This window comes from Lactobacillus sp. ESL0700 (assembly GCF_029392095.1).
GTDB lineage: Bacteria > Bacillota > Bacilli > Lactobacillales > Lactobacillaceae > Lactobacillus.
Genome location: NZ_CP113930.1, coordinates 915,600 through 939,889 on the forward strand (window position 1 = coordinate 915,600; position 24,290 = coordinate 939,889).

Here is a 24,290-nt window from a genome sequence, read left to right on the forward strand (position 1 = left end):
AATGATAAAAGAACTAACAAAGCCAGTGCAACTTAAACAAGCAATCGGCGATTGGATTGCAAGTCACACTGGCGTTACCGCCGTTAGCAGCGATACTTGGGAAGTGGCAACGACTGCAATTGATTCTTATGGTGATACAGTTTATTGTTTTGTCCAACAAGTTGGCGAGGATTATTTAGTAACCGACGATGGGCGGATTTTATTTAAACTTGACCCCGGAATTAGTGACACAGATTTATTTGAAACAACCGCTGAGATTGCTTTAGGGGCGGGTTATGATTTCAATGAAGAAAATTGTGAAATTTCCATTCAGGTTAAACAGGAAAACTTGGCTCAGGCAATCATTAAGTTGGCACAGCTGCAAGTTGCTATTTCGTATCTAGGTTAAAAAAAGGTTAGTATTATTCAAAATTGTTTCTTCGCTTGGTTGCGGTTACCTTGATTTTGATGCTTGACATTTATACCAGAAGGGGCAAAATTAACTTTATGAAATGAGGTAATAAAAATTAAGAAGCAAAAAATTGGGTTAGTATCACTAACTCTTTTGTCATTAGGTTCGATTATTGGCTCGGGTTGGCTATTTGGTGCCGGAGAGGGTGCACATTTAGCAGGACCTGCGGCCATTTTTTCTTGGCTAATCGGTGCCGTTATCATGGGTTTTATTGCCATTGTTTATACTGAAATGGGAACAATGTTCCAGCAGAGTGGGGGCATGAGTCGGTTTGCACAGTACACTCACGGGTCACTGCTGGGCTTCATTGCTGCATGGGCTAACTGGGTTTCGCTTGAGACAATTTTACCAATTGAAGCCGTAGCTGCAGTTCAATATTTAAGTTCATGGCCATGGCCGTGGGCGCGCGGGTTTCACCAATTAATGCATCACGGACAAATCACGGGACTAGGCCTATTGGTCGTGTTTGCCTTTATGGGCATTTTTACATGGATTAATTATTATTCCGTTAATTTGATGGCGCGTTTTTCCAATACTATCACGTGGTTTAAAATTATCATTCCAACTTTAACCTTTATTTTGCTGCTGATGTCTGGCTTTAATGCACAGAACTTAGCGTTAACAACTACAAATTGGTTTCCTAACGGGACCGCGCCAATTTTAACGGCAACTACTAGTGCTGGAATAATTTTTTCTTACGACGCGTTCCAAACGGTTATTAACCTTGGGAGCGAAATTGAAAATCCGCAGAAAAATATGCGGCGTGCGATTATTATTTCATTGGGATTAAGTGCGTTATTATATACGCTGCTGCAATTTACGTTTGTAGCCAGTATGCCGCATCATTTGATTCAGGTAAAAGGCTGGTCAGGAATTAATTTTAGTTCACCATTTGCTCAACTGGCAGTGTTATTAGGGCTGAATTGGTTATCTATTTTGCTATATATCGACGCGTTTGTGTCGCCGTTTGGTACTGGAATTGCGTTTATGGCAACAACGAGCAGATCACTTGCCGCAATGGCTGAAAACCGGCACTTACCGCAATTTTTAACTAAATTGGATAATAAATATCACACGCCGCACAAGGCAATGCTGGCAAGTTTAATTGTTAGCATCATTCTTGTAACCTTGTTTCCAAATTGGGGCCAGCTGGCAAGTGTGATTGCCACTTCTACTTTAATTGCGTATTTAACTGGACCGGTTTCGACAACGGCATTGCGTAAGTTAGCACCGAAATTTAACCGCCCGATTAAGTTACGTCACTTGAAGGCACTGGCACCAATCACCTTTGTTTTAACCAGTTTAGCTGTTTACTGGGGCCAATTTCCAACTACTTGGGAAGTAATGCTGGTTATTTTGGCAGGGATGCCAATTTATGCTTATTATGAGTGGAAGAATAACGATCATCAGTTTAAGCAAGCTCTCCGCGGTAGCTGGTGGCTAATTTGTTACCTGGTAATGATGGCTGGGCTATCAGTTTTGGGTGCTAAAGAATTTGGCGGACTTAATTGGCTGCATTATCCCTGGGATTTGGTAATTGTGGCGATAATTAGTATTGGCTTTTACTATTGGGGTGTCCATAGTGCTTATGCTGGCCCTGATTTAGACCAAGCTGCACAAATTAATCAAAAAGCTCAGATAGAAGAATAAATAAAAATCGGTCTCGTAACTATTAATTACGAAACCGATTTTTTATTTTAATAGATTAAAATGACTGACCTTTAATTTTAAATTAAATGGTCGCTGGTAAATTTCCTCACCATCTACTTGCGCAAATTCTTTTTGCTCAGTTTTAACAATTATTTCTTTAGCTTCAATATAATGAAATTGTGGGTCGTTAACATGAGAACCATCTTTGAGCAAATGATAAAGCAAATTGACTAATTTAGGAATGCTGAACTTTTCGATAACAATTGTATCGATCCGGTGGCTTGTAATCTTGGCACTTGGCAATAGCGGGAAGCCACCGCCAAAGTAGGGATGGTTGGTGGTGGTCACTAAAAAGGCATCATCAAATTGCATCTTATTGGTTGCACTGCGAACTTCTACACTAAAGGTATTTTGCTTGCGCAGAGCACGTAAAATATTAGCACCATAAATTAGTTTGCCCTCATTCACTTTGTTGAGCATTTCTTTTAGTTTTGAGTGGTTGCTAAAATGATTAACATAAGCATCAAAGCCAATGCCGAAGCTGTTAGCAAAGTAACTGGTTTGATCCTTGTAGCCAGCTAATTGGAACTGGCCGCAGTCAATTCTTTTAGGGGATAAATCCTTTTGTAAGCTTGCCAGCAATTTTTCCGGATTAGATGTTAATTTAGCAGCTCGGGCAAAATCATTACCGGTGCCAGCGGGTAGGTAGGCAAAAGGAGTTTTGGGATTAGCAGAGCGTTTAATGCCGTTTAATACTTCATTAAGCGAACCGTCGCCGCCAATAATTAATAAGACATCGCTTGGAGAATGTTTTTGGTCACTATAATCTTGGGCCAGCTTAATCAATTCGCCGGCGTAGGTACTCTTTTGAAAGTCAAAATTAATATTGGCATCAACTAGTAGTTGTACTAATTTGCTAAAACTTTTTTTACCTTGGCCGTTACCAGCTATTTCGTTAACCAGCAGGTGTAATTTCATTTTATTACTCATCTTTATATACTAAAAAAGCCCTAACGGGCTTTTTATTATTTCTTTTCAACAATCATTGGCAAAATCATTGGCCGTCTCTTGGTTCTTGAATATAAAAAGTCAGAAAGATTTTCAACAATTGCCTTACGGATAACGCTGTCCTTAGGATGATCAGTCTTATCCATTTCTGATTTAAGTACGTGGTAGATATGCTTTTGAGCTTGACTAATTAAATCAGTTGACTCGCGCATATAGACAAAACCACGGCTTAAAACATCAGGTCCAGCTAAAACTCGCTTATGCTTGTAGTCAACAGTGGCAACCGCAACTACTAAGCCTTCTTCGGATAGGACCTGGCGGTCATGAACAACAACGTTGCCAACGTCAGCAGTCCCTGAAGTATCAACGTAAACATCGCCTGCTGGAATATGTCCAGCAATTCTGGAACCTTCGGGACTGAAGCAGAGCACCTCACCATTTTCCAAAACAAAAGTATGGTCTGCTGGAACCCCAGCAGCTTGGGCTAATTCTGTATGGATCACTTGCATGCGGTACTCGCCGTGAACCGGAATCATATATTGCGGGTGGGTCAAGCGAACCATCATTTTTAGTTCTTCTTGACCACCATGTCCGGAAGTATGAACGTTATTAACCCGGCCGTGAACAATATTAGCGCCGCCTTCCATCAACTTATTGATTAGGTGGTTAACACTCAAAGTGTTCCCAGGAATTGGGTTAGACGAGAAGATAATCGTATCTCCAGGCTGCAAACTAATTTGTCTGTGGGTCCCATTGGCAATCCGTGAAAGGGCAGCTAATGGTTCGCCTTGCGAACCAGTACATAAAATCATGGCCTGATCAGCTGGTGTGTGGTTAATTTCATTGGCATCGACGATTAATCCTTCAGGAACATTCAGATAGCCGAGGTCAATCCCATTTTGCACGCCGTTTTCCATACTACGACCAAAAATGGCTACTTTACGTCCCGTATCAATGGCAGCCTGAATAGCTGTTGATACCCGATAAAGGTTAGAAGCAAACGTGGCAAAGATAATTCGGCCATGAATCCCAGTGATAATGTCATGCAGCGATTTGGCTACAAAACGTTCAGACTTGGTAAACTGGGTAACTTCTGCGTTAGTTGAGTCGGAGAGAAGGGCTAAGACGCCATCCTTTCCTAATTTAGCCATCTTTTGGAAGTCCGGAGCTGGTTGGTTCATTACTGGGGTTAAGTCGAACTTAAAGTCACCAGTAAAGACAACTGCACCAAGTGGTGTATGAACGGCAATTCCTAAGGTGTCAGGAATTGAGTGGGTGGTTCTGAAGAATTCAACGGATAACTTCTTGAATTTGAGGACAGTGTCTTCGTGTTCTTCGTGAAGTTCAGTTGTTCTTAAGATACCATGTTCTTCAAGCTTGCCCTTAATCAAGGCCAAGGCAAACGGAGTGGCGTAAACCGGAATTTCTGGAATTTTTTCTAGTAAAAACGGGATACCACCAATGTGGTCTTCGTGACCGTGACTGACAACTAACGCCTTAATTTTCTTGCGATTCTTAACTAAGTAAGAATAGTCGGAAATAACGTAGTTAATTCCCAGTAAATCATCTTCTGGGAACTTAATCCCACAATCCATGATGATAATCTCATCTTGATATTGAACACAATACATATTTTTGCCGATTTCGTGCAACCCCCCGATTGCAAAAACGGCAACTTCATTATTTTTAATGCGCACGAAAACTACTTCTTGCTCTCAAACGACGTTAATTTAAAATCAGCGTGTTCTTTTTCGTAATCTAATGAATTACCTGCGAGTTCTTGGATGAGTTCGATGTTGTAGGGGGTATTTTCCTCAACCAATGTCCGGGCACTGACCATGTTGTCAGCTTCCATATAAAGAGTTTCGGTTGTTTCTCTACGTGGGTTAACAACCTTGTCTTTTTGATACAAAACTTTGTAGATCATCTTTGTATTCTCCTATTCAGTTATAAAAACGTTCTTAAGATGAATATTTGCAAAAATATTCAATAGCTAATAAAAATTCTACCATAATTGCAATGGCAAGTATAGAAACAAGTTTTAAATAGTTAAGCAAAAAAGCCGTCAAACAGGCATTGGCGGCTCCCTTGTCTTTAGCTTAACTAATAAATAACGACTGTGTCTTCGTCTAACTTAAATGGGTCTTGCTTGTTGATCCGGTCATAAAAGAGGTGACCACGCAAGTGCTCAATTTCGTGAGAAGCAACAATTGCTGGGTAGTCCTTTAAGCGAATGGTCTTTTCTTCACCATCAACAGTATAATAATGAATCTTTAACTTATCAGGACGTGGCACATAACCATCAATTACCTTGTCAACACTCAGGCAGCCTTCACCTTCACTCAGGCAAGCTTGGCGGACTGATTCGGACAAAATCTCGGGATTGACAAAAGTTTCCTTAAAAATAATTTCGTTCTTTTCATTTGGTACAAGCAGTGAGGCCATTTGGACACTTTCGCCAACTTGGGGTGCAGCCAGACCAACACCCGCACGTAACTGGTGCTTTTTGGCAATTTTAGGATCTTGCGAATTAATTAGGTATTCCATCATTTCGTCAGCTAATTGGCGATAGTGGTCACTAAGTGGGAAAGTCAATGGCTGAGCCACTTTACGCAATACTGGATTACCATCGCGGGTAATATCTTTCATTAAAATCAATTAAATTCACTCTTTCATCTAAAAGTTATACTTATATTTTTACCATAAATCTGGTTTAATTGTCTGACTTTTATTCTATAACACTTTTCAATTTTGAAAAAGAGGGTTAAACGTTGACCTGCATATACTTAGGTGGTAAAATCAATGAGCGTAACTACACAGATATTAAAACACTTCGATCAGCATGTTTTAAGCATGCCGCCGAAACTGTGACAAAGTCACAGTTTTTTTATTGAGGAGTGGAGGAGGAATACTTTTGTCAGAAAAAAGAAGAGACGATATTAGAAATATAGCTATCATAGCTCACGTTGACCACGGTAAGACTACTTTGGTTAACCAATTATTGAAGCAATCCGACACTCTACCTGAGCATATGGCTTTGGAAGACCGGGCAATGGATTCAAACGATATTGAACGTGAACGTGGTATTACTATCTTATCTAAGAATACTGCAGTTAAATACCACGATACTACAATCAACATTTTGGATACGCCGGGACACGCCGACTTTGGTGGTGAAGTTGAGCGAATCATGCACATGGTTGATGGGGCATTACTTTTGGTTGATGCCTACGAAGGTACAATGCCGCAGACTCGTTTCGTGCTGAAAAAGGCTTTGGAAGCTGGTGTTAAGCCAATCGTTGTTATCAACAAGATTGACCGTCCAGGTGCTCGCCCTAAGCAAGTTATGGATGAAGTATTGGAACTCTTCATTGAATTAGGTGCCAATGATGAACAGCTTGACTTCCCAGTTGTTTATGCTTCAGCCTTGAACGGAACTTCTTCATACGAAGCTGATCCAGCAACTCAAAAAGAAACAATGGATCCAATTTTTGATACCATTCTTAAGGCAATTCCAGCTCCACTTGACAACGTTGATGAACCATTACAATTCCAAATCACAATGCTTGACTGGGATGACTATGTTGGTCGTATTGGTGTTGGTCGTATTTACCGCGGCCAAGTTAAGGTTGGCGACAACATCACTGTTATGAAGCGTGATGGCTCAACTCAAAACTTCCGCGTTACTAAGCTCTTTGGTTTCTTTGGTTTGAAGCGTAACGAAATTAAGGAAGCTAAAGCTGGTGACATTATTGCGATCAGCGGAATTAACGACATTTTTGTCGGTGAAACAATTGCTTCAGCTGAACACCCAGAAGCATTGCCATTACTTAAGATTGATCCACCAACTTTGCAGATGGACTTTGTTGCTAGTGACTCACCATTTGCTGGTCGTGAAGGTGACAAGGTTACCCCTAAGAAATTGGAAGATCGTTTGATTAAGCAAACTCGGACCGATGTTTCTTTGAAGGTTGAACCAACTGACCAAATTAACGCTTGGACTGTTTCTGGTCGTGGTGAACTTCACTTGTCAATCTTAGTTGAAGAAATGCGTCGTGAAGGCTTTGAATTACAACTTTCACGGCCAAAGGTTATTTACCGTGAAGTTGACGGTACAATGTGTGAACCATTTGAAGCTGTTCAAGTTGATACTCCAGATGAATACGTTGGTTCAGTTATTGACTCCTTATCACAAAGAAAAGGTGAGATGCAGAACATGACCTCAACTGGTAATGGTCAAACTCGTCTTGACTTCTTAGTACCATCTCGTGGCTTGATTGGTTACAACAACGAATTTATGTCACAAACTGGTGGTTACGGAATCATGAACCACAGTTTTGATTCATACAAGCCAGTTGTTAAGAACTGGGAACCAGGTCGAGTAAACGGTGCTTTGGTTTCAATCAGTCAAGGTAAGTCAACTACTTACTCATTGCAAACTGTAGAACAACGTGGTCAATTATTTATCGGTGCCGGTGTTGAAGTTTACGAAGGAATGATTGTTGGTCAATCTTCTCGTGATCGTGATATTGCCGTTAACGTTATTAAGGGTAAGAACTTAACTAACACTCGTGCTGCTGGTAAAGACCATGCTGCTGCTATCCACGCACCAAAGAAATTGACTTTGGAAGAAGCAATTGAATTCTTAAATGAAGATGAATATTGTGAAGTTACTCCTGAATCAATCCGTCTTCGGAAGAAGATTTTGAACACTTCAGAACGTCAAAAGGCTGACAAGAAGCGTAACCGCAACTAATCAAAGTTTAACAAATTCAAAAAAAGAGCATTCACCTAATGAAGTGGTGCTCTTTTTGCTTTATAATAAAAGCAGGTTTTTACCCTGAAGGAGAGGCTATCCGTGCGTGAAAAAATACACCATTTGAATTACAATATTTTAGTTCCATATTTGTTACTGATTGTTATCGGAATCATTATGGTTTATTCAGCAAGTTCTGATATTTTGCTGGTAAATGGTTTTAAGCCGTCAGTTTATGGTGTTAGGCAGGCAGAGTATGCTGTTGCTGGACTAGTTTTTGCCTTTTTGTTTTTAAGACTACGACTTGAAAACTTTAAAAGTGCTAAGTTTGTTGAGTGGTTTTTAGGAATTAGCATGTTATTGCTCGCTTACTTGATTGGCTTAAAAGTTATCAAAGGGTCGGCAGCAGCTGTTAATGGGGCAGTTGGTTGGATTGACTTAAAAGTTATCAAGATTCAACCACTGGAAATTGCCAAATTGGCCTTAGTTGTTTATCTTGCCTTTATTTTAGACCGGCATGATGGTGCTTTTAGACTGGGGCATATTATCGAAAACTTATCACGGCCAGCATTTATAGCAGTGATCATGATGTTCTTGGTATTACTTGAACCGGACTTTGGGGGAACTGCAATCTTAGCAATGATTGTGATTGTAATGTTTGCAATGTCAGGCATTCCTGCCAAAATGGCGTTGCTTTGGCTAGTTGGCATTGGTGTTGGCGTCTTTTTGCTAGCGGCACTGGTGGTGCATTGGAATCCCAAATTTTTGCAAACTAGTTACCAATATCAACGTTTTATGTCGTTTTTACACCCGTTTCAATTGCAGCAAAAAGGTGGCGCACAGCTTGTTAATTCCTACTACGCAATTCATAATGGTGGCCTATTTGGCGTTGGTCTTGGTAATAGTATGCAAAAGCGCGGCTACTTACCGGAGCCATACACAGACTTTATCTTGTCAATTGCCGCTGAGGAACTTGGCGCAGTTGGCGCGATTGTTATCGTTGGGCTAATCTTTTACTTAATGTGGAGCATTATGGAGGTTGGCATTCATGCCAAGTCCCAATTTGATGCCCTAATTTGTTTTGGTGTAGCCACGATTATTTTTACAGAAACTTTATTTAACGTTGGTGCGGTACTGGGTTTGCTCCCAATTACGGGGGTAACCTTGCCGTTTATTTCTTATGGTGGGTCGTCAATGATCGTCCTTTCCGCATCGATTGGCCTAGTACTTAACGTGGCAGCTAATGAAAGAATGGAAAAGGAGCGTGAATAATGAGTATTAATCAGGACTTGCAGGATACTCCTGTGACTAAGAGACAGGGCCTAATTGTCTACCTTGATTCGGTTAGTAACCAATACAAGTTACGGCATTATGGCGATATTGTTTATTTTTCTAAAAAAATGTGTTACTGCGTTTTATATACTGATCAAGAAGAAATTGATCAGGTAATCCAAAAGTTGAATTCACTTGATTTTGTTAAAAAAGTAGAAAAATCAAGTGAGGAAAACTTGGACTTATCGAGCAGTCATATTGAACAACAAATTACAGAGATGGCACAAGCCGCAGAAGATAAACTATTAAAAGAACAAGAAAAATTGGAACATTTATCATGAGAATTATTTCTGGCAAATATGCTAAACGCAATTTATTTACGCTAAAAAGCCAAAAGACAAGACCAACAAGCGATAAGGTTAAGGAATCGCTGTTTAATAGTCTGGGGCAATTTTTTTCTGGTGGGCAAGTGCTTGACCTGTATGGCGGCAGTGGTGCTTTAGGAATTGAAGCAGTGTCGCGGGGCTGTGACCACGCAACAATAGTTGATATTAATTACGCAGCGGTAGAAATTATTCGCAAGAATGTTGCGCTCACTAAGGAAGAAGAGCGGTTTTCGGTTTATAAAATGTCCAGTAGTGTTGCGCTTAAAAAATTAGCCCAGGATGAGCAGCAGTTCGACTTAGTGTTTTTAGATCCGCCGTATGCTAAGCAGCAAATTGCAAAAGATATGCAAAAAATGGTGGAACTAGACTTGTTAACGCCAGACGCATTAATTGTTGCAGAGACCGATGATGAAACCAGTTTAGGTGACATTGCTGATTTTGCCTTAATTAAGGAGCATCATTTGGGCAAAACGATTGTCCGCTTTTATCGGAGGGAAAAGTAATGACGGCTGCATTGTTTCCGGGAAGTTTTGACCCAATTACGAATGGTCATGTTGGCGTTATCAAGCAGGCTGCGGGGATGTTTGATAAGCTGTACGTGGTTGTAATGACTAATATGGCGAAAAAATATTTATTTACCGTTGATGAGCGGGTTGCTTTTGCCCAAGATGCGTTAAAGGATTGCCCTAATGTTGAAGTTTTAAAACGGCCGGAAGATCTAACAGTTAATGTGGCGCGTGAATTGCATGCAAAGGCAATTGTTCGCGGCGTGCGCAACAGTTCCGACTTTTTGTATGAGCAGGAAATCGCAGCGATGAATAAAAAAATGGTGCCAGAAGTGGCAACGGTTTTGCTATTTACCAAGCCAGAAGATAGTTTTGTTGCCTCAAGTATTATCAAAGAGGTTGCTCATTTTCACGGCGATATTAGTGCTTTTCTGCCTAAAATGGCAGCTGAAGCTGTAAAGCAAAAGTTGGGATAATTATGACAAACGAGCATCAAAATTCGCCACAAGGCAAAAGACGACTACGCAACTGGCTATTTGGAATTATTTTTTTCGTGTTAGCAGTTGTTGGCCTAAGTTGGCCAACTAATTATTACCTAGAAATGCCAGGGGCAGCTGTTTCTACCGGTCAATTTGTGAAAAGCAGTCAACATGCACCTAATAATTTATATTTGGTAACGGTGAGTGAAACCAGTCAGCCGGCAACCGTGCTGCAATATTTATGGAGCTATACGCAAAAATATACAACGCGAATCCCGAGTTCCGAATTACTTGGCGGGCAAACCAATAGTCAATATCAAGAATTGCAGAATTGGTTTATGGAAACCAGCCAGCAAAATGCAATTTACTACGCTGCAAAAACAGCGGGCTTAAAGCCGCAACTCAATTATAAGGGCGTTTATGTGATGCAAGTCCAGAAACAGTCGAGTTTTAAGGGCAAATTGCAAGTTGGTGATACTGTCCTTGGGGCTAACGGTCACCGCTTTAAATCAACCGAAGAAATGATGCAATATTTGCAAAAGCAGCCGCTTCACTCGCAGATTAAAATTATGGTGCTACGTGAAGGCAAAAAGCAGTTTTTTACCGGTAAGATTGTGAAGGTGGCGGGAACTGGCAAGCCTGGAATTGGCATACAGCTAGTTGAACATGTTCAGGTTACTACTAAACCGCGATTGACAATTGACGCAGGTGAAATCGGTGGCCCGTCGGCGGGTCTGATGTTTACGTTAACCAGTTATGAAACTTTTACGGGCCGTCAATTAGCTCGAGGACATAAGATTGCTGGTACTGGGACAATTGCACCTAGTGGTAAGGTAGGCATTATTGGCGGGGTTGATAAGAAGGTTGTCGCCGCAGATAGAGTTGGTGCCGAAGTCTTTTTTGCGCCGATCGATACAACTGGTGTCAAAAAGTCGGCTAGCAATTATGTAGTTGCTAAGAAAACGGCACGCGCAATTCATTCAAAGATGAAAGTTGTTCCCGTCAGGACCTTTACCGATGCACTCAATTATTTAAAACAACATTATTAATCAAAAAGTCCAGAAAAATTCTGGGCTTTTTTTGCGTATTTAAAAATTGAGGTGAAAAAACGTGAATTGGGAACAAATCAAAGATTTTATTTTAGAGCATAAACAGTATTTTTTAGTTGGATTAGTTGTTGTTGGAATTGCGCTTTGGACTCATCAAGGAAGTAGTCAAAATGATACTGCTACCGAATTTACTGAAGATTCGCAAACAGAGCAAAAAAGCGCATCAGTTAAAGAAACAACTGATGATGTTAAGAGTACCAGCGCACAGGAGGAGCCAGCAAAACCGAAAAATGTCACTTGTGATATTTCTGGGGCCGTTAAACATCAGGGCGTCTATACCTTAAAGGCTGGTGCGAGACTTCAAGAACTAATTGAAGCTGCTGGAGGAACTGCTAGTAACGCGCAATTAAAGCAGGTTAATCGCGCATTAATATTACAAGATCAAGATAAAGTTCATATTCCTTATCAGGGCGAAAAAATTAAGGCTGATGAAATTGTAGTATCAATTGGTGGCAGTTCTACAGTAGCCACCACTTCAGATAATACTGGCAGTTCAACCACTGCTGACAAATCTGGGGCCAAGGTTAATTTGAATACAGCAGATGCCCAAGGACTGCAGCAGCTTAACGGTATTGGCGAGAAAAAGGCGGAGCAGATTATTGCTTACCGCCAAAAAAATGGTAATTTTAAAAAGATTGAAGATTTAAAGCAGGTTTCAGGAATTGGCGACAAAACCTTTGCGGCGCTCAAAGACCAACTGGCAGTCTGAATTATTAACGCCGGGCTTTTTCCTATTAACGGCGCTACTGGGTGTTGATCTAAGTTTTGGATTTTACCAAAGTCGCGGCTTCTTGCAGCAATTGACCTGGATATTATTAGCAAGTTACCTTGGTTTACTACTTTTGCAAAAGTTCGGTAACTTAAAGTGGGTAATTGTCATCTTGCTAGTAATAGGAATGGTTGATGTCTTTTTACATAATTCTAAAACTAATTTTGCTTTAACCGAAGATGCAGTAATCAAAATCTATCCCGACCAAGTTAAGGTTGATGATGATTGGCTATCTGGAATTGGTAGTATCAAAACCGGCAAAGTTTTAGTCTCGGGTACGATAACTAACCAGCAGATTAACCAGCTTAATCAGGGGCAGTCTGTATACCTATCAAGTTTAGTAGGCGATGTTAAGGCAATAGAGCCAGCAACTAATTACGGTCAATTTGATTCACGTCAGTATTATGCCGGCAAAAATATTTGGCAGCAGGTTAAATTTAAAAGTTGCCGGATGCAAACTAAGACTGGCAATTTGAGCGATTATTTTCATTATCTAAGGTTTAAATTGCAATCTTATTTTCGCAAAATGCCACGTATTTTGGGATTTTTTAGTAGTGAATTACTCTTAGGAGAAAATCCTAATCAGGATAACCAACAAATTTTAGATAATTATCGTGACCTCGGTGTCATCCATATTTTAAGTATTTCGGGATTGCACGTTGGGATCTATGCGCTGCTAATTAGCACTCTGTGTTACTATCTGAAATTTACTGAAGAAGAAACTTTTGTCTGTTGTTTAATTATCTTATTGGGCTGGGTGTTTTTAAGTAATGGTCAGGCCGGCTTTGTGCGTGCCAGTTTAACTTATCTTTTAGGAAAATTTTTCAATTTTAAAGGTTGGCAAATAAAGCATTTTGATTTATTAGGCTTAACTTGTCTAGTTCATCTGCTAGTCAATCCCCGTTTAATGATGGGCGTTGGTGCTATTTTAACTTACACGTTAGCGCTCGGCTTAGAGATGACTGATAAAATGACGGCTTTCAAGCAGTCGGCCATGCTTAATTTACTGTTAACCCCATTGTTATTAGTTTATTTCTTTCAATTCAACTTGTTGACGGTTCTGTTTAATATGTTAATCGTACCGTACTTCAACTGGGTGGTAATGCCGCTAACCTTTATTAATTTGGTGGTATTTAGCTGGAAGCCTAATATCTCAAGAATATTTGAGGCTGTTCTAAATTATGGTGAGCAGTTAATTGGTAAACTGTCCGCAACTAAGATTGGGCTATTAACTTTTGGTAAGATTAATTGGTGGCAATGCCTGTTTTTGCTGGTGCTAACGGCGATAATATTGGTCAAAGTCAATGAAAAAGTTAAACTGACTGGGCAAAATCGCAAACTAACAGCTGGTCTTGGCTTAACCTATTTGGCTATCTTAATTACGATTCATTTTCCGCTTACTGGCCAAGTAACTTTCATTGATGTTGGTCAAGGTGACAGCATTTTGATTACAACGCCACTTTGGCGCCATGTCTACATGATTGATGTTGGTGGTAAGCTGAATTTTGGTGGGAAAAAATTAACGCCGCAAGTCAATAAAATAACAATTCCACTTTTGAAAGCTGAGGGTATTAGCCAAATTGACGGGCTCTTTGTTTCGCATCAGGATGCGGACCACGTAGGCGATTTAGGTCCTTTTTTGGAACAAATGAAAGTTAAAAAGTTGTATATGGCACAAGGATTGATCAATAATCCATCTTTTCAAAAGCGAATTAGCGGTCGAATTGCTAAAAAGCAGATTGTTCAATTGCTGGCGGGGATGACTGTTCCTGGGCCGTTGCCATTTCATGTTGTTTATCCCTTTAAGCCGGGACTGGGAACCAATGATGATTCTTTATCGTTGACTTTTACATTGGCAGATAAAAGCTGGCTCTTTACAGGCGACTTGGGTCAAAAGGGTGAGCAGGAAATTATGGCAAAATATGGGCTGCATGCTGACTATTTTAAATTAGGACATCATGGCAGCAAGACTGCTTCAAATCCTGACTTTTTACAAAAATTACACCCAGCAATGGTCTTTATTTCTGCTGGTCGTGATAATCGTTTTGGCCACCCACATCCAGAAACACTAGCGACACTAGAGGCGCAACATATACCGTGGGCTTCAACCCAAGACTGTGGTATGATTACATGGACTTATGGCAAATTAATCAAGCCCAAATTAACACGTTTTATCCCGGTGAATAACAAATGACATTACTTTCCTTATTTAAAAATTCCAATAATAGTAATCCCCAAACATTAATTTTGGGTGAAGATAGCTTTTTAAATGATTATTTGGCTCGTTCTTATACGCACGAAGAGCGGTTTAATGATCTTGAACGAATCAGTATTGATTGTGAAAGCGATGGTCTTGATGAATTGATTGCGGACCTAACCGAATCAAGTTTATTTAGCCAACAAAAAATTATCACAGTTAAAAATCCGTTTTTCTTAACAGCCAAAGTTCCTAAAAAAATGCAGAAGCAGTTAGAGCAGCTACAGGAAATTTTTGCTAACTTGCAGCAGCTTGATGACATTGTTGTCCTAGTGGCTTCTTATGAGAAAGTTGACCGCCGTAAAAAATTAACCAAAACGGTCTTGCAGCAGTTCAATGTTATTGAAACCAAAGTGAAAACTTACGAAGTTGGTGCGATAACTAAGGCGTTGATTACTGCAGAAGGTTATCAAATTTCGCGCACGGGATTGCAATTATTGCTGCAGCGCAGTGACCAGGTGCTTGATACCATTTTAGGTAATTATAATAAGCTGAAGATGATTGCTGTTGATGGCAAAATTACTGAACAAGCAATTGAACAAAACGTTGACTTGTCACTTGCCCAAAATGTTTTTGCTATTTTAGAAGCCGCGCTAAAGCACAACTATCAAGAGGCGATTAGTCGACTGGACAACCAATTGCGTGAAGGTAGCAACCCAATTCAGTTGTTAGCTGTTTTTGAAAATCAGTTGGAATTAATTTTGGCAGCGAAAATTTTACAAAAGCGGGGGAGAAATGAGTCGCAGATTGTTAAGGAACTAGGTGTTCATCCTTACCGGGTAAAATTGGCGCTGAGTAATCGGTTAGCGCTTAAAAAATTAATGAACTTACTCGAAGAGGCAATTAAGTTAGACTTTAATTATAAAAACGGCCAGTATCGTGAAGATAATTTTCTAAAATTATTTATTTTGAATGTATAAAAAAGACAAGAATCATTAAGATTCTTGCCTTTTTAATTTGTTAGTCAATAAAAATTGGGCTAACTACTTAGCCAATTTAGCCAAACGACTCTTATCACGGCTAGCCTTGTTCTTATGAATAAGACCCTTTGAAGCGGCCTTGTCCAAAGCACGAGCAGCAGCAATGTGTAATTCGGAGGCGTCTTCAGCACCGGCTGCTTGAGCAGTCTTGAACTTCTTAACAGCAGTTCTTAACTGGTTCATTTGAGCGGCGTTACGCTTTCTTGCAGCATCTTGAGTTTTAACACGTTTGATAGCTGATTTGATTTGTGGCATGAGATTCACCTCCATTGATCGTAATTTTACTTAATTGATTATACTGGAGAATAATCTAAGATGCAAGATAATTTATACTTGCTTTTTAAAAAAATAATCTGTATTATACTATTGTTGTGAACCGTTAACGCTGTTTGCACGCTCACACCTGACGGTTAACGTTGTTAACGGCAATTATTTTAGTGAAAGGTGAAAAAATATTATGGCAATTTCAAAAGCTGAAAAAGACGAAATCATTAAGAAGTATGCAACTCACGAAGGCGATACTGGCTCAACTGAGGTTCAAGTTGCTATCTTGACTACAGATATCAACAACTTGACTGAACACATGAAGAGTCACTCACATGATCACCATTCTTACGTTGGTTTACTGAAGAAGATTGGTCACCGTCGTAACTTACTTCGTTACTTACAAGATAACGACATTAATCGTTACCGTGAATTAATCAAGAAGTTAGGTTTACGTCGTTAATTGCAAATATGATAAAAAAGTCAGCTCGTTTAGAACTGGCTTTTTTATTTTTGTCATCAATACTTTTTATGCTAAAATTAACAAAGATACTTTTTACGTTGTGATCGCAATGATCCATAAAATAACAACTGAATAGCAATAGAAAAGGAAGTATAATGGCTGATCAAGTTAAAATAATGATTTTGAGCGGCGTACGCGAACAAGGAAAAGACATGTTTGCCGTTCAAGTCAATGATGAAATTTTTGTCCTTGATGCAGGATTGAAGTATCCTGATAGTTCTTTGTTTGGAATCGATTTGGTTATTCCCGATCTTGATTTCTTTGAACAATATGGCGATCAAGTTGTCGGCATCTTTTTGACACACGGACACGCTGACTCTATCGGTGCTTTACCATATATCTTGCGAGATTATGATATCCCGGTATTTGGGTCACAGTTAACAATTGAGCTAGCTAAAATCAAGGTTAAGCGGGTTAATAAGCGGTGTAAAAACAGCTTATTCCATACAATTGATGCGGAAACCGAAATTGACTTTAAGAACGCTAATATTTCGTTCTTCCATACAACGCACTCAATCCCGGATTCATTGGGAATTGATGTTCATACACCAGCTGGTGAAGTTGTTTACACGGGGGACTTTAAGTTTGATCCATCGGCAGCACCAAATTACCGCACTGATATGGATCGACTTGCTGAAATTTCACAAAAGGGAGTTTTAGCACTCTTAAGTGATTCTTCAAATGCAGAAGCATCATTTCCAAATAATTCTGAGCAGAGTATTGGTGACTATGTAACCAATGTTTTTCGTAATACCGAAGGGCGCATTATTGTTGCTGCTAAGGCATCGAATATTATTAGAATGCAGGAAGTATTTAATGCCGCTCAGCAAACGGGCAGACGCGTTTTATTAACAGGTCGTGATGTCGCTAAAATTACGCGGACAGCAATGGAATTAGGCTACTTAAAGGTACCTAAAGGCTTATTAATGCGAGTTAAGGACCTTAAGACAACGCCCGAAAACAAGACGGTAATTTTAGAAACCGGACAGACTGGCGAACCACTTAATTCTTTACAAAAAATGGCACAAAACCGTCATAGCATGATTACCATTCATAAGGGCGATTTAGTCTTTATTTCGACAACACCGTCGCATTCAGTAGAAACGCGGCTTGCCCAAACAAGTGATATGGTTTACCGTGCTGGTGGTACTGTCATTCAATTAGGGCACGCTAAACATACTAGTGGCCATGCGACTGGACGTGATTTGCAGCTGATGATTGACACATTAAAGCCGCAATTCTTGATTCCTGTTATTGGCGAATACCGTTTGCTTGAAGTGCATAAGGATTTAGCAACCAAGACTGGCATGAAACCAGAAAATATTTTTGTTACCAAAAATGGTGACTGCTTGAATTATGACTTTAAACAAAAGAAGTTGTACTTAACAGATCCAGTACCTGGTGAGGATACGATGATTGACGGTTCAGGTATTGGGGATGTCGGCAATATTGTTCTCCGTGACCGCGAAGTATTGTCTGATGATGGCATTTTTATTGCTGTCGTAACAATTGATCGTCGCAAGAAGAAGATTATTGCAGAGCCGCAAGTCACTAGCCGCGGGTTTGTTTACATTAAGGCCAACCATAAGCTGATGCATGATAGTATTGAGTTAATCAAGGAAACCATCAACAATAATTTTGCCCATAAAAAATTTGATTGGACAGAAATTAAACAAGATGTGCGTAATGATCTTGAGAAGTTTTTGTACAAGCAGACTAATCGTCGGCCTGTAGTCTTGCCAGTTGTGATGGAAGTCAATCAAAATCGCCACCGTGCAATGCAAAAGCGTAACAGTAAAAATGATGCAGAGCCGCAAATGTCACCTAAGCAAAAGTCCAACCAAAAACCTGAACAGAAGGACTAAACATGACTTCATTGAGTCAACAAAATTTACTTAATTTAGCTCAAAAAAGCGAAGCAAATGGTGATTTTGAACAAGCTATTCAATATTTAGAAGAGGCTTTGCGCAGCGGCCGCACGGCTGAATTAGTGATTAGACTCTGCGACTTATACTTAAAGAATGGGCAAGAATATGCTGCATTTGCATTGATCAAAGAAGAGCCAGATCTCTTTTCGGAGCAGGACATTTTTGCTGAATACAGTAAAATTTTGCAGGCCAATCATTTCTTGATTGAAGCACTTGAAGTACAAAATTTAAGTAAAAAAAGTGTGCAGATCGCGGTTTCACCGATTCCTTTAGCCAAGCAGCAGGAAGTTATGCGGCAGTTTAGGCAGAAAAATCACGTGACGCAATTTGATTATGAGCAGTTATTTAAGTTAGATTTATCTAATTTTGTTAATTTTGCTCAAAGTCTTTTGCTGGATCCAAGCTTAAATTTTGCCGTGCGAATTGCTTTGTGCGAAGATTTAGTTCGTCTTGGCGTTAAAGATAAAATACGCGTTTTGGTGTTAGGCCAAAGTGAAGATTTTATCCCTCAAGATACTGAATTATTGGAAAAAGGCACGGTTTACCGTGAAATTATTTCGGCGATTGGATCGCGATATTATCACCGTCCAAGTCAATTACCGACAGTTTTAGGTGAAGTAAACTTGATTTTAGGCAGTCTTTATCCTAAACTAGCTAAGTACGTTGATGAGCCGGACAGTTTTGCCAGTGACCTTGCTTCGTATATTGAAAAACACGATGGACGAGGTCACCACAAGCTGTTTGAGCAAATTTATGCTAATTTACCTAAATAATTTTGAACAAAAAGACTTTACTTTTTGGAAGTATTTAGTATAATAGCAAAGGACGTTTTCATTAGGCATGGCTCTATGCATTAAAATACTAGGCATTTGCCAATGAAAGTAGTACAATATTCAACAGAGAATTATCCGTTACTTACTCAACGGACTTCTTGCAAAATTACAGGAGGGTCATTTTAATGGCAGAAAAAGAACATTACGTTAGAACGAAGCCACACGTAAACATTGGTACTATCGGTCACGTTGACCATGGTAAGACCACTTTAACTGCGGCTATTACTAAAGTTTTATCAGAAAAAGGCTTAGCAAAGGCTGAAGATTATTCAGAAATCGATGCTGCGCCAGAAGAAAAGGAACGTGGTATTACCATCAATACCGCCCACGTAGAGTACGAAACTGAAAATCGTCACTACGCTCACATGGACGCTCCAGGCCACGCCGACTACATCAAGAACATGATTACCGGTGCCGCACAAATGGATGGTGCTATCTTAGTTGTTGCCGCAACTGATGGTCCTATGCCACAAACTCGTGAACACATCTTGCTTGCTCGTCAAGTTGGTGTTAACTACATCGTTGTCTTCTTAAACAAGACTGACTTAGTTGACGATCCAGAATTGATCGACTTAGTTGAAATGGAAGTTCGTGACTTGTTAACTGAATACGATTACCCAGGTGATGATATTCCAGTTATCCGTGGTTCAGCTTTGAAAGCTTTACAAGGTGACAAGGAACAACAAGACGTTATCATGAAGTTAATGGACACTGTTGACGAATACATTCCAACTCCAGAACGTCAAACTGACAAGCCATTCTTGATGCCAGTTGAAGATGTCTTCACTATTACTGGTCGTGGTACTGTTGCTTCAGGTCGTATTGACCGTGGTACTGTTAAGATCGGTGACGAAGTAGAAATCGTTGGTTTGGTACCAGAAGTTCTTAAATCAGTTGTTACTGGTTTGGAAATGTTCCACAAGACTTTGGACTTAGGTGAAGCCGGCGATAACGTTGGTGTATTGCTTCGTGGTATTGACCGTGACCAAGTTGTTCGTGGACAAGTTTTGGCCGCACCTGGCTCAATTCAAACCCATAAAGAATTTAAGGGTCAAGTTTATGTTTTGAAGAAGGAAGAAGGAGGACGTCATACTCCATTCTTCTCAGACTACCGTCCACAATTCTATTTCCACACCACTGATATTACTGGTGAAATCGAATTGCCAGAAGGTACTGAAATGGTTATGCCTGGTGATAACACAGAATTTACTGTTAACTTAATTAAGCCAGCTGCCGTTGAAAAGGGTACTAAGTTCACTATCCGTGAAGGTGGTCGTACTGTTGGTGCTGGTCAGGTTACTGAAATTCTTGACTAGTTTCTAAAGAGACAGTTAAAAAAGATGTACTTCTTCATAGAAGTACATCTTTTTTTGCCTAAATTTGTTTTTTGCGCGCGTTTAATGTAAGATAACTTAGTACGCAACAAAGCGATCGATCGAACTTGACATTGGAGGTATTTAATTAATGTCTGTAAAATGGAATAAGACCGGTAAGACTGCCGGAGAACTTACTTTTGATATTTCTCAAGCTGAGGTTAAGCGCGGCTTGGATCAAGCCTTTAAGAGAGTAAAGAATAGTTTACGTGTGCCTGGCTTTAGAAAAGGTCACGTTTCTCGTGTTATTTTTGACCAATATTACGGTGAAGAAGCTTTATACGAGAATGCTTTAAACATTGTTTTGCCTGACGCATACTCAGCTGCTATTAAAGAAGCTGGCATTGCTGCTGTAGGTCAACCACAAATCCAACCTGTAGCAATGGATGCTGATAAGGACTGGACAATGAAGGCTATTGTTTCAGTTGAACCTGAAGTTGAATTAGGCGACTACAAGGGTATTGAAGTTCCTAAGCAAAACACACGTGTTTATGCAAAGGATATTGATGCTGAACTTGAAAAAGACCGTGAAAAGAATGCTGAACTTGTTCTTAAGAAGGGTGCTTCTGAAAAGGGCGATACTGTAACCATTGATTACAAGGGTACTATTGACGGTACTGCCTTTGATGGTGGTTCTGCTGACGATTACTCACTTGAACTTGGTTCAAACACATTTATCCCAGGCTTTGAAGATCAACTTATTGGTCATGAAGCTGGCGACGATGTTGATGTAGTAGTTACATTCCCAGAAAATTACGGTGCTAAAGATTTAGCTGGTAAAGAAGCTCACTTTGCAACTAAGATTCATGAAATCAAGTCAAAGCAAATGCCTAAGTTAGACGACGAATTTGCTAAGGACGTTGATGATTCAGTTGAAACTCTTGATGAATTAAAAGATAAAATCAAGAAGAACTTGAAGGAACAAAAAGAAGCTGCTGCTAAAGATGCTATTGAACAGGCAGCTATTGAAGGTGCTGTAGCTAATGCTACAATTGATGAAATTCCTGATGCAATGCTTCAAGAAGACATTAACACTCAAATGAACCAATACTTGGGCAACATGCAACGCCAAGGTATTAGTCCTCAAACTTACTACAAGTTAACTAATACAACTGAAGATCAATTGCGTGCTCAGTTTAGCAAGGATGCTGCAGAAAGAGTTAAGACTAACTTAGTTCTTGAAGCAATTGTTAAGGCAGAAGACCTTAAGGCTTCAAAAGAAGAAATTGACAAGGAAGTCAAGGATCTTGCTAGTGAATACAATATGGATGAGAAGACTGTCCGTAGTACTTTGACAGATGAAATGCTTTCTCACGATATTAATGTTCGCAAAGCCATCGACCTTGTTGCTGACAACGCTAAGCAAGTTGCTAAGTCTAAGATTAAAGACGAAAAAGAAGACGACAAGTCTGATAAAAAATAGAATTTAAATTCTAATAAAAAAGGTGGTTTGAGTTAAACCGCCTTTTTTATTTTCTACAAGCAAATAAGTCTGGTACTTTTTTAAATTTATGATACGCTTATTCTTGTAGATTACAGGAGGAATAGTATGGCAACACAGTTTACTGATCAGGAAGAAATTAAATGCTCTTTTTGTGGTAAAACACAAGATCAAGTTAAAAAGATGATTGCTGGTAACGGCGTATATATCTGTAATGAGTGTGTTGATTTATCTAAAAAAATCATTGATGAAGAACTGAAGTCTGACTCACTTAAAAAGGCTCATGACTTGCCAAAACCAATGGAAATCAAGGAGCAACTTGATCAATATGTGATCGGGCAGGAACGGGCTAAGAAAGTCCTGTCAGTGTCTGTTTACAACCATTACAAACGAATCAGTCAAATGGATATTGATTCGTCCACAGAACTGCAAAAGTCAAATATTGCCTTAATTGGGCCGACTGGTTCAGGTAAGACCTATTTGGCACAGACCTTGGCACGCATTCTGGACGTGCCGTTTGCAATTGCTGACGCAACTACTCTGACTGAAGCAGGGTATGTTGGTGAAGATGTCGAGAATATTTTGCTCAAGCTCTTGCAAAATGCTGATTATGATATTGATCGAGCAGAACGGGGCATTATTTATATTGACGAAATCGATAAAATTTCTAAAAAAGCAGAAAATGTTTCAATTACCCGTGATGTTTCCGGTGAAGGGGTACAGCAATCATTGCTGAAGATCTTAGAGGGCACCATTGCTTCTGTCCCACCACAAGGCGGTCGTAAGCACCCACAACAGGAAATGATTCAAATTGATACAACTAACATTTTGTTTATTGTTGGCGGTGCTTTTGACGGTATCGAACAGATTGTTAAAAATCGTCTGGGTAAAAAGGTTATCGGCTTTAGTGCTGAAAATAACCTTAACCAAGCTCGAGACGATGCTTGGACGCAACATTTAACAACTGGCGATTTAGTTAAGTTTGGTTTGATTCCAGAATTTATAGGTCGAATTCCAATTATTGCAACCCTTGATAAGCTTAATAATTCTGACCTTGTTCGCATTTTGACGGAACCTAAGAACGCGCTAGTTAAGCAATATACTAAATTGTTGGCACTTGACCAAGTAAAATTGAAGTTCACTGATGGTGCTTTAGAAGCAATTGCTGACTTAGCAATTGAACGTAACATGGGTGCCCGTGGCTTACGAACCATTATTGAAAATGCAATGATGGGCATTATGTACCAAACGCCAAGTGAGACGGATATTGAAGAAGTAGACGTTACTAAGGACGTTATTTTGCATAATGCTGAGCCTAAGGTAATTCGGCATGAATCAGACGACGAAATGAAGGCAACCGCGAATGATCATTAGAAGTAGTGACTATGCAATCAGTGCCGTTCGTGAAGATCAATATCCCAAAAATGATTTGCCTGAAATTGCACTTGCAGGGCGGTCTAACGTTGGTAAGTCAAGCCTGATTAATTCCTTTTTAAACCGGAAAAACCTCGCTAGAACTTCAGCACAACCGGGTAAAACGCAGACTTTGAACTTTTATATTGTCAATGAGGACTTTTACCTAGTCGATGTTCCTGGTTATGGCTATGCCAAGGTTTCCAAATCGCAACGAGCTAAATTTGGTGAAATGATTCAGGATTATCTCGAAACGCGGGAGAACTTAAGGGGATTAATCATTTTAGTTGATTCGCGCCACGAGCCAACTAAGGATGATATTGCTATGTATAATTATGCTCAATACTTGAATTTACCGATTTTGGTGGTTTGCACAAAAATTGATAAGGTCAAAAAAAATCAGGTTAACAAGGTATTGGCTAACCTGAAGAAGACGCTGGATTTGTCTTATGATAACGTTACTGTTCTAACATACAGTTCGGTTAAAAAATTCCATATTCAAGAATTAGGCAATTGGATTGAACAGCGTTTACAATAAAGTGGCAAATGTTTTAAAGTGGATAAAAGTACGGTGATGCTTTTATCTACTTTTTTATTTTGATGTAAAAAAATATCCTGTTAAAAGCACTACAAGCGGGTGCAATAACAGGATAAAATTCAATTTAATTTATTTATCTTCAGTTTTCTTTTGATTATCTTTACTTAGTTTTTTCTTTTTATCTTCTGGAACAGTTGCAAATTTATCAAATAATTTTTCTAATTCGTCTTGTTTTTTAAAAGTTAAGCCCATAATTATCTTCCTTTCGTTATGTCAATTATAATAAAGTTTGGTGCAGAGAGCTAGTATAAATTTTAGCAATTTTAAATAATTAAAATTATGTAAAGCTGACGG

Annotated in this window: 24 protein-coding genes; 18 read left to right on the forward strand and 6 right to left on the reverse strand. The window is 39.5% G+C overall.

Annotated features, from left to right (window positions below):
- Position 1: 1 nt before the first annotated feature.
- Both OZX63_RS04375 and OZX63_RS04380 read left to right on the forward strand, forming a co-directional pair.
- Entirely contained in the window at positions 2-388 is a 387-nt protein-coding gene (locus OZX63_RS04375) for a DUF1828 domain-containing protein (RefSeq protein ID WP_277144944.1), read from the forward strand.
- A gap of 156 nt (positions 389-544) precedes the next feature.
- A complete protein-coding gene (locus OZX63_RS04380) occupies positions 545-2,101 on the forward strand; it encodes an APC family permease (protein ID WP_277144946.1) in 1,557 nt (518 codons plus the stop codon).
- Between the two features lie 42 nt (positions 2,102-2,143).
- Here OZX63_RS04380 and OZX63_RS04385 read toward each other — a convergent pair whose 3' ends face one another.
- From OZX63_RS04385 to def, 4 genes are all read right to left on the reverse strand, one after another.
- Positions 2,144-3,091 carry a diacylglycerol kinase family protein gene (locus OZX63_RS04385; RefSeq protein WP_277163681.1) on the reverse strand — a complete coding sequence of 316 codons (948 nt, stop codon included), beginning with the start codon at positions 3,089-3,091 and terminating at the stop codon, positions 2,144-2,146.
- A 35-nt stretch (positions 3,092-3,126) separates the two neighbouring features.
- Positions 3,127-4,806, reverse strand: coding sequence for a ribonuclease J (locus tag OZX63_RS04390; RefSeq protein WP_277144950.1), 1,680 nt, complete (start codon positions 4,804-4,806; stop codon positions 3,127-3,129).
- A 5-nt stretch (positions 4,807-4,811) separates the two neighbouring features.
- Positions 4,812-5,036: a DNA-dependent RNA polymerase subunit epsilon gene (locus tag OZX63_RS04395; protein WP_277132629.1), complete on the reverse strand. Its 225-nt coding sequence runs from the start codon at positions 5,034-5,036 to the stop codon at positions 4,812-4,814.
- A gap of 176 nt (positions 5,037-5,212) precedes the next feature.
- Positions 5,213-5,767, reverse strand: a complete 555-nt coding sequence (gene def / locus OZX63_RS04400; RefSeq protein ID WP_277144952.1) for a peptide deformylase — start codon at positions 5,765-5,767, stop codon at positions 5,213-5,215.
- A 256-nt stretch (positions 5,768-6,023) separates the two neighbouring features.
- Here def and typA point away from each other — a divergent pair, with 256 nt between their 5' ends.
- The 9 genes from typA to holA all read left to right on the forward strand — a co-directional run bounded on the left by typA (position 6,024) and on the right by holA (position 15,563).
- Positions 6,024-7,865, forward strand: a complete 1,842-nt coding sequence (gene typA, locus OZX63_RS04405; RefSeq protein ID WP_277144953.1) for a translational GTPase TypA — start codon at positions 6,024-6,026, stop codon at positions 7,863-7,865.
- A gap of 102 nt (positions 7,866-7,967) precedes the next feature.
- Positions 7,968-9,137 (forward strand): FtsW/RodA/SpoVE family cell cycle protein, encoded by a 1,170-nt coding sequence (locus OZX63_RS04410; protein ID WP_277144955.1) that lies wholly within the window; start codon positions 7,968-7,970, stop codon positions 9,135-9,137.
- Entirely contained in the window at positions 9,137-9,478 is a 342-nt protein-coding gene (locus OZX63_RS04415) for a YlbG family protein (RefSeq protein WP_277144957.1), read from the forward strand. Before OZX63_RS04410 ends, OZX63_RS04415 begins: the two co-directional genes overlap by 1 nt.
- Positions 9,475-10,026: a 16S rRNA (guanine(966)-N(2))-methyltransferase RsmD gene (gene rsmD, locus OZX63_RS04420; RefSeq protein ID WP_277144959.1), complete on the forward strand. Its 552-nt coding sequence runs from the start codon at positions 9,475-9,477 to the stop codon at positions 10,024-10,026. Before OZX63_RS04415 ends, rsmD begins: the two co-directional genes overlap by 4 nt.
- On the forward strand, positions 10,026-10,505 hold the full coding sequence (gene coaD / locus OZX63_RS04425; protein ID WP_277144961.1) for a pantetheine-phosphate adenylyltransferase: 480 nt from the start codon (positions 10,026-10,028) through the stop codon (positions 10,503-10,505). The genes rsmD and coaD overlap by 1 nt, the downstream gene beginning before the upstream one ends.
- Positions 10,506-10,507: 2 nt before the next feature.
- Positions 10,508-11,557 (forward strand): SepM family pheromone-processing serine protease, encoded by a 1,050-nt coding sequence (locus OZX63_RS04430; RefSeq protein ID WP_277144963.1) that lies wholly within the window; start codon positions 10,508-10,510, stop codon positions 11,555-11,557.
- Between the two features lie 61 nt (positions 11,558-11,618).
- Positions 11,619-12,326 carry a helix-hairpin-helix domain-containing protein gene (locus tag OZX63_RS04435; protein WP_277144965.1) on the forward strand — a complete coding sequence of 236 codons (708 nt, stop codon included), beginning with the start codon at positions 11,619-11,621 and terminating at the stop codon, positions 12,324-12,326.
- Complete coding sequence (locus OZX63_RS04440) at positions 12,295-14,580, forward strand: DNA internalization-related competence protein ComEC/Rec2 (RefSeq protein ID WP_277145098.1); 2,286 nt, start codon at positions 12,295-12,297, stop codon at positions 14,578-14,580. Before OZX63_RS04435 ends, OZX63_RS04440 begins: the two co-directional genes overlap by 32 nt.
- Positions 14,577-15,563, forward strand: a complete 987-nt coding sequence (gene holA / locus OZX63_RS04445) for a DNA polymerase III subunit delta (RefSeq protein WP_277144967.1) — start codon at positions 14,577-14,579, stop codon at positions 15,561-15,563. Before OZX63_RS04440 ends, holA begins: the two co-directional genes overlap by 4 nt.
- 63 nt (positions 15,564-15,626) lie before the next feature.
- On the opposite strand, the gene rpsT is transcribed toward holA, so the two are convergent.
- Positions 15,627-15,878, reverse strand: coding sequence for a 30S ribosomal protein S20 (gene rpsT, locus OZX63_RS04450; RefSeq protein WP_277129711.1), 252 nt, complete (start codon positions 15,876-15,878; stop codon positions 15,627-15,629).
- 202 nt (positions 15,879-16,080) lie between these two features.
- Here rpsT and rpsO point away from each other — a divergent pair, with 202 nt between their 5' ends.
- The 7 genes from rpsO (at position 16,081) to yihA (ending at position 23,936) form a co-directional block, all read left to right on the forward strand.
- A complete protein-coding gene (gene rpsO, locus OZX63_RS04455; protein WP_277129710.1) occupies positions 16,081-16,350 on the forward strand; it encodes a 30S ribosomal protein S15 in 270 nt (89 codons plus the stop codon).
- 155 nt (positions 16,351-16,505) lie between these two features.
- A complete protein-coding gene (locus OZX63_RS04460; protein WP_277144969.1) occupies positions 16,506-18,275 on the forward strand; it encodes a ribonuclease J in 1,770 nt (589 codons plus the stop codon).
- Between the two features lie 2 nt (positions 18,276-18,277).
- The gene (locus OZX63_RS04465; RefSeq protein WP_277144971.1) at positions 18,278-19,111 is read left to right on the forward strand and encodes a tetratricopeptide repeat protein; all 834 of its coding nucleotides are present in this window, start codon (positions 18,278-18,280) and stop codon (positions 19,109-19,111) included.
- A gap of 185 nt (positions 19,112-19,296) precedes the next feature.
- A complete protein-coding gene (gene tuf, locus OZX63_RS04470; RefSeq protein ID WP_277144973.1) occupies positions 19,297-20,487 on the forward strand; it encodes an elongation factor Tu in 1,191 nt (396 codons plus the stop codon).
- Positions 20,488-20,635: 148 nt separating this feature from the next.
- Positions 20,636-21,967 (forward strand): trigger factor, encoded by a 1,332-nt coding sequence (gene tig, locus OZX63_RS04475; protein WP_277144976.1) that lies wholly within the window; start codon positions 20,636-20,638, stop codon positions 21,965-21,967.
- Between the two features lie 126 nt (positions 21,968-22,093).
- A complete protein-coding gene (clpX, locus tag OZX63_RS04480; RefSeq protein ID WP_277144978.1) occupies positions 22,094-23,359 on the forward strand; it encodes an ATP-dependent Clp protease ATP-binding subunit ClpX in 1,266 nt (421 codons plus the stop codon).
- Positions 23,349-23,936, forward strand: coding sequence for a ribosome biogenesis GTP-binding protein YihA/YsxC (gene yihA / locus OZX63_RS04485; RefSeq protein ID WP_277144979.1), 588 nt, complete (start codon positions 23,349-23,351; stop codon positions 23,934-23,936). The genes clpX and yihA overlap by 11 nt, the downstream gene beginning before the upstream one ends.
- A gap of 129 nt (positions 23,937-24,065) precedes the next feature.
- On the opposite strand, the gene OZX63_RS04490 is transcribed toward yihA, so the two are convergent.
- Positions 24,066-24,188: an SPJ_0845 family protein gene (locus tag OZX63_RS04490; protein ID WP_277144982.1), complete on the reverse strand. Its 123-nt coding sequence runs from the start codon at positions 24,186-24,188 to the stop codon at positions 24,066-24,068.
- Positions 24,189-24,290: the final 102 nt, after the last annotated feature.

Bases quoted from the DNA above. Each gene is read 5' to 3' on its own strand.
- OZX63_RS04375 (WP_277144944.1), top strand. From the start codon at position 2: ATGATAAAAGAACTAACAAAGCCAGTGCAACTTAAACAAGCAATCGGC.
- OZX63_RS04385 (WP_277163681.1), bottom strand. From the start codon at position 3,091: ATGAGTAATAAAATGAAATTACACCTGCTGGTTAACGAAATAGCTGGT.
- OZX63_RS04395 (WP_277132629.1), bottom strand. From the start codon at position 5,036: ATGATCTACAAAGTTTTGTATCAAAAAGACAAGGTTGTTAACCCACGT.
- OZX63_RS04415 (WP_277144957.1), top strand. From the start codon at position 9,137: ATGAGTATTAATCAGGACTTGCAGGATACTCCTGTGACTAAGAGACAG.
- rsmD (WP_277144959.1), top strand. From the start codon at position 9,475: ATGAGAATTATTTCTGGCAAATATGCTAAACGCAATTTATTTACGCTA.
- coaD (WP_277144961.1), top strand. From the start codon at position 10,026: ATGACGGCTGCATTGTTTCCGGGAAGTTTTGACCCAATTACGAATGGT.
- OZX63_RS04430 (WP_277144963.1), top strand. From the start codon at position 10,508: ATGACAAACGAGCATCAAAATTCGCCACAAGGCAAAAGACGACTACGC.
- holA (WP_277144967.1), top strand. From the start codon at position 14,577: ATGACATTACTTTCCTTATTTAAAAATTCCAATAATAGTAATCCCCAA.
- rpsT (WP_277129711.1), bottom strand. From the start codon at position 15,878: ATGCCACAAATCAAATCAGCTATCAAACGTGTTAAAACTCAAGATGCT.
- rpsO (WP_277129710.1), top strand. From the start codon at position 16,081: ATGGCAATTTCAAAAGCTGAAAAAGACGAAATCATTAAGAAGTATGCA.
- OZX63_RS04460 (WP_277144969.1), top strand. From the start codon at position 16,506: ATGGCTGATCAAGTTAAAATAATGATTTTGAGCGGCGTACGCGAACAA.
- OZX63_RS04465 (WP_277144971.1), top strand. From the start codon at position 18,278: ATGACTTCATTGAGTCAACAAAATTTACTTAATTTAGCTCAAAAAAGC.
- tuf (WP_277144973.1), top strand. From the start codon at position 19,297: ATGGCAGAAAAAGAACATTACGTTAGAACGAAGCCACACGTAAACATT.
- tig (WP_277144976.1), top strand. From the start codon at position 20,636: ATGTCTGTAAAATGGAATAAGACCGGTAAGACTGCCGGAGAACTTACT.
- clpX (WP_277144978.1), top strand. From the start codon at position 22,094: ATGGCAACACAGTTTACTGATCAGGAAGAAATTAAATGCTCTTTTTGT.
- yihA (WP_277144979.1), top strand. From the start codon at position 23,349: ATGATCATTAGAAGTAGTGACTATGCAATCAGTGCCGTTCGTGAAGAT.
- OZX63_RS04490 (WP_277144982.1), bottom strand. From the start codon at position 24,188: ATGGGCTTAACTTTTAAAAAACAAGACGAATTAGAAAAATTATTTGAT.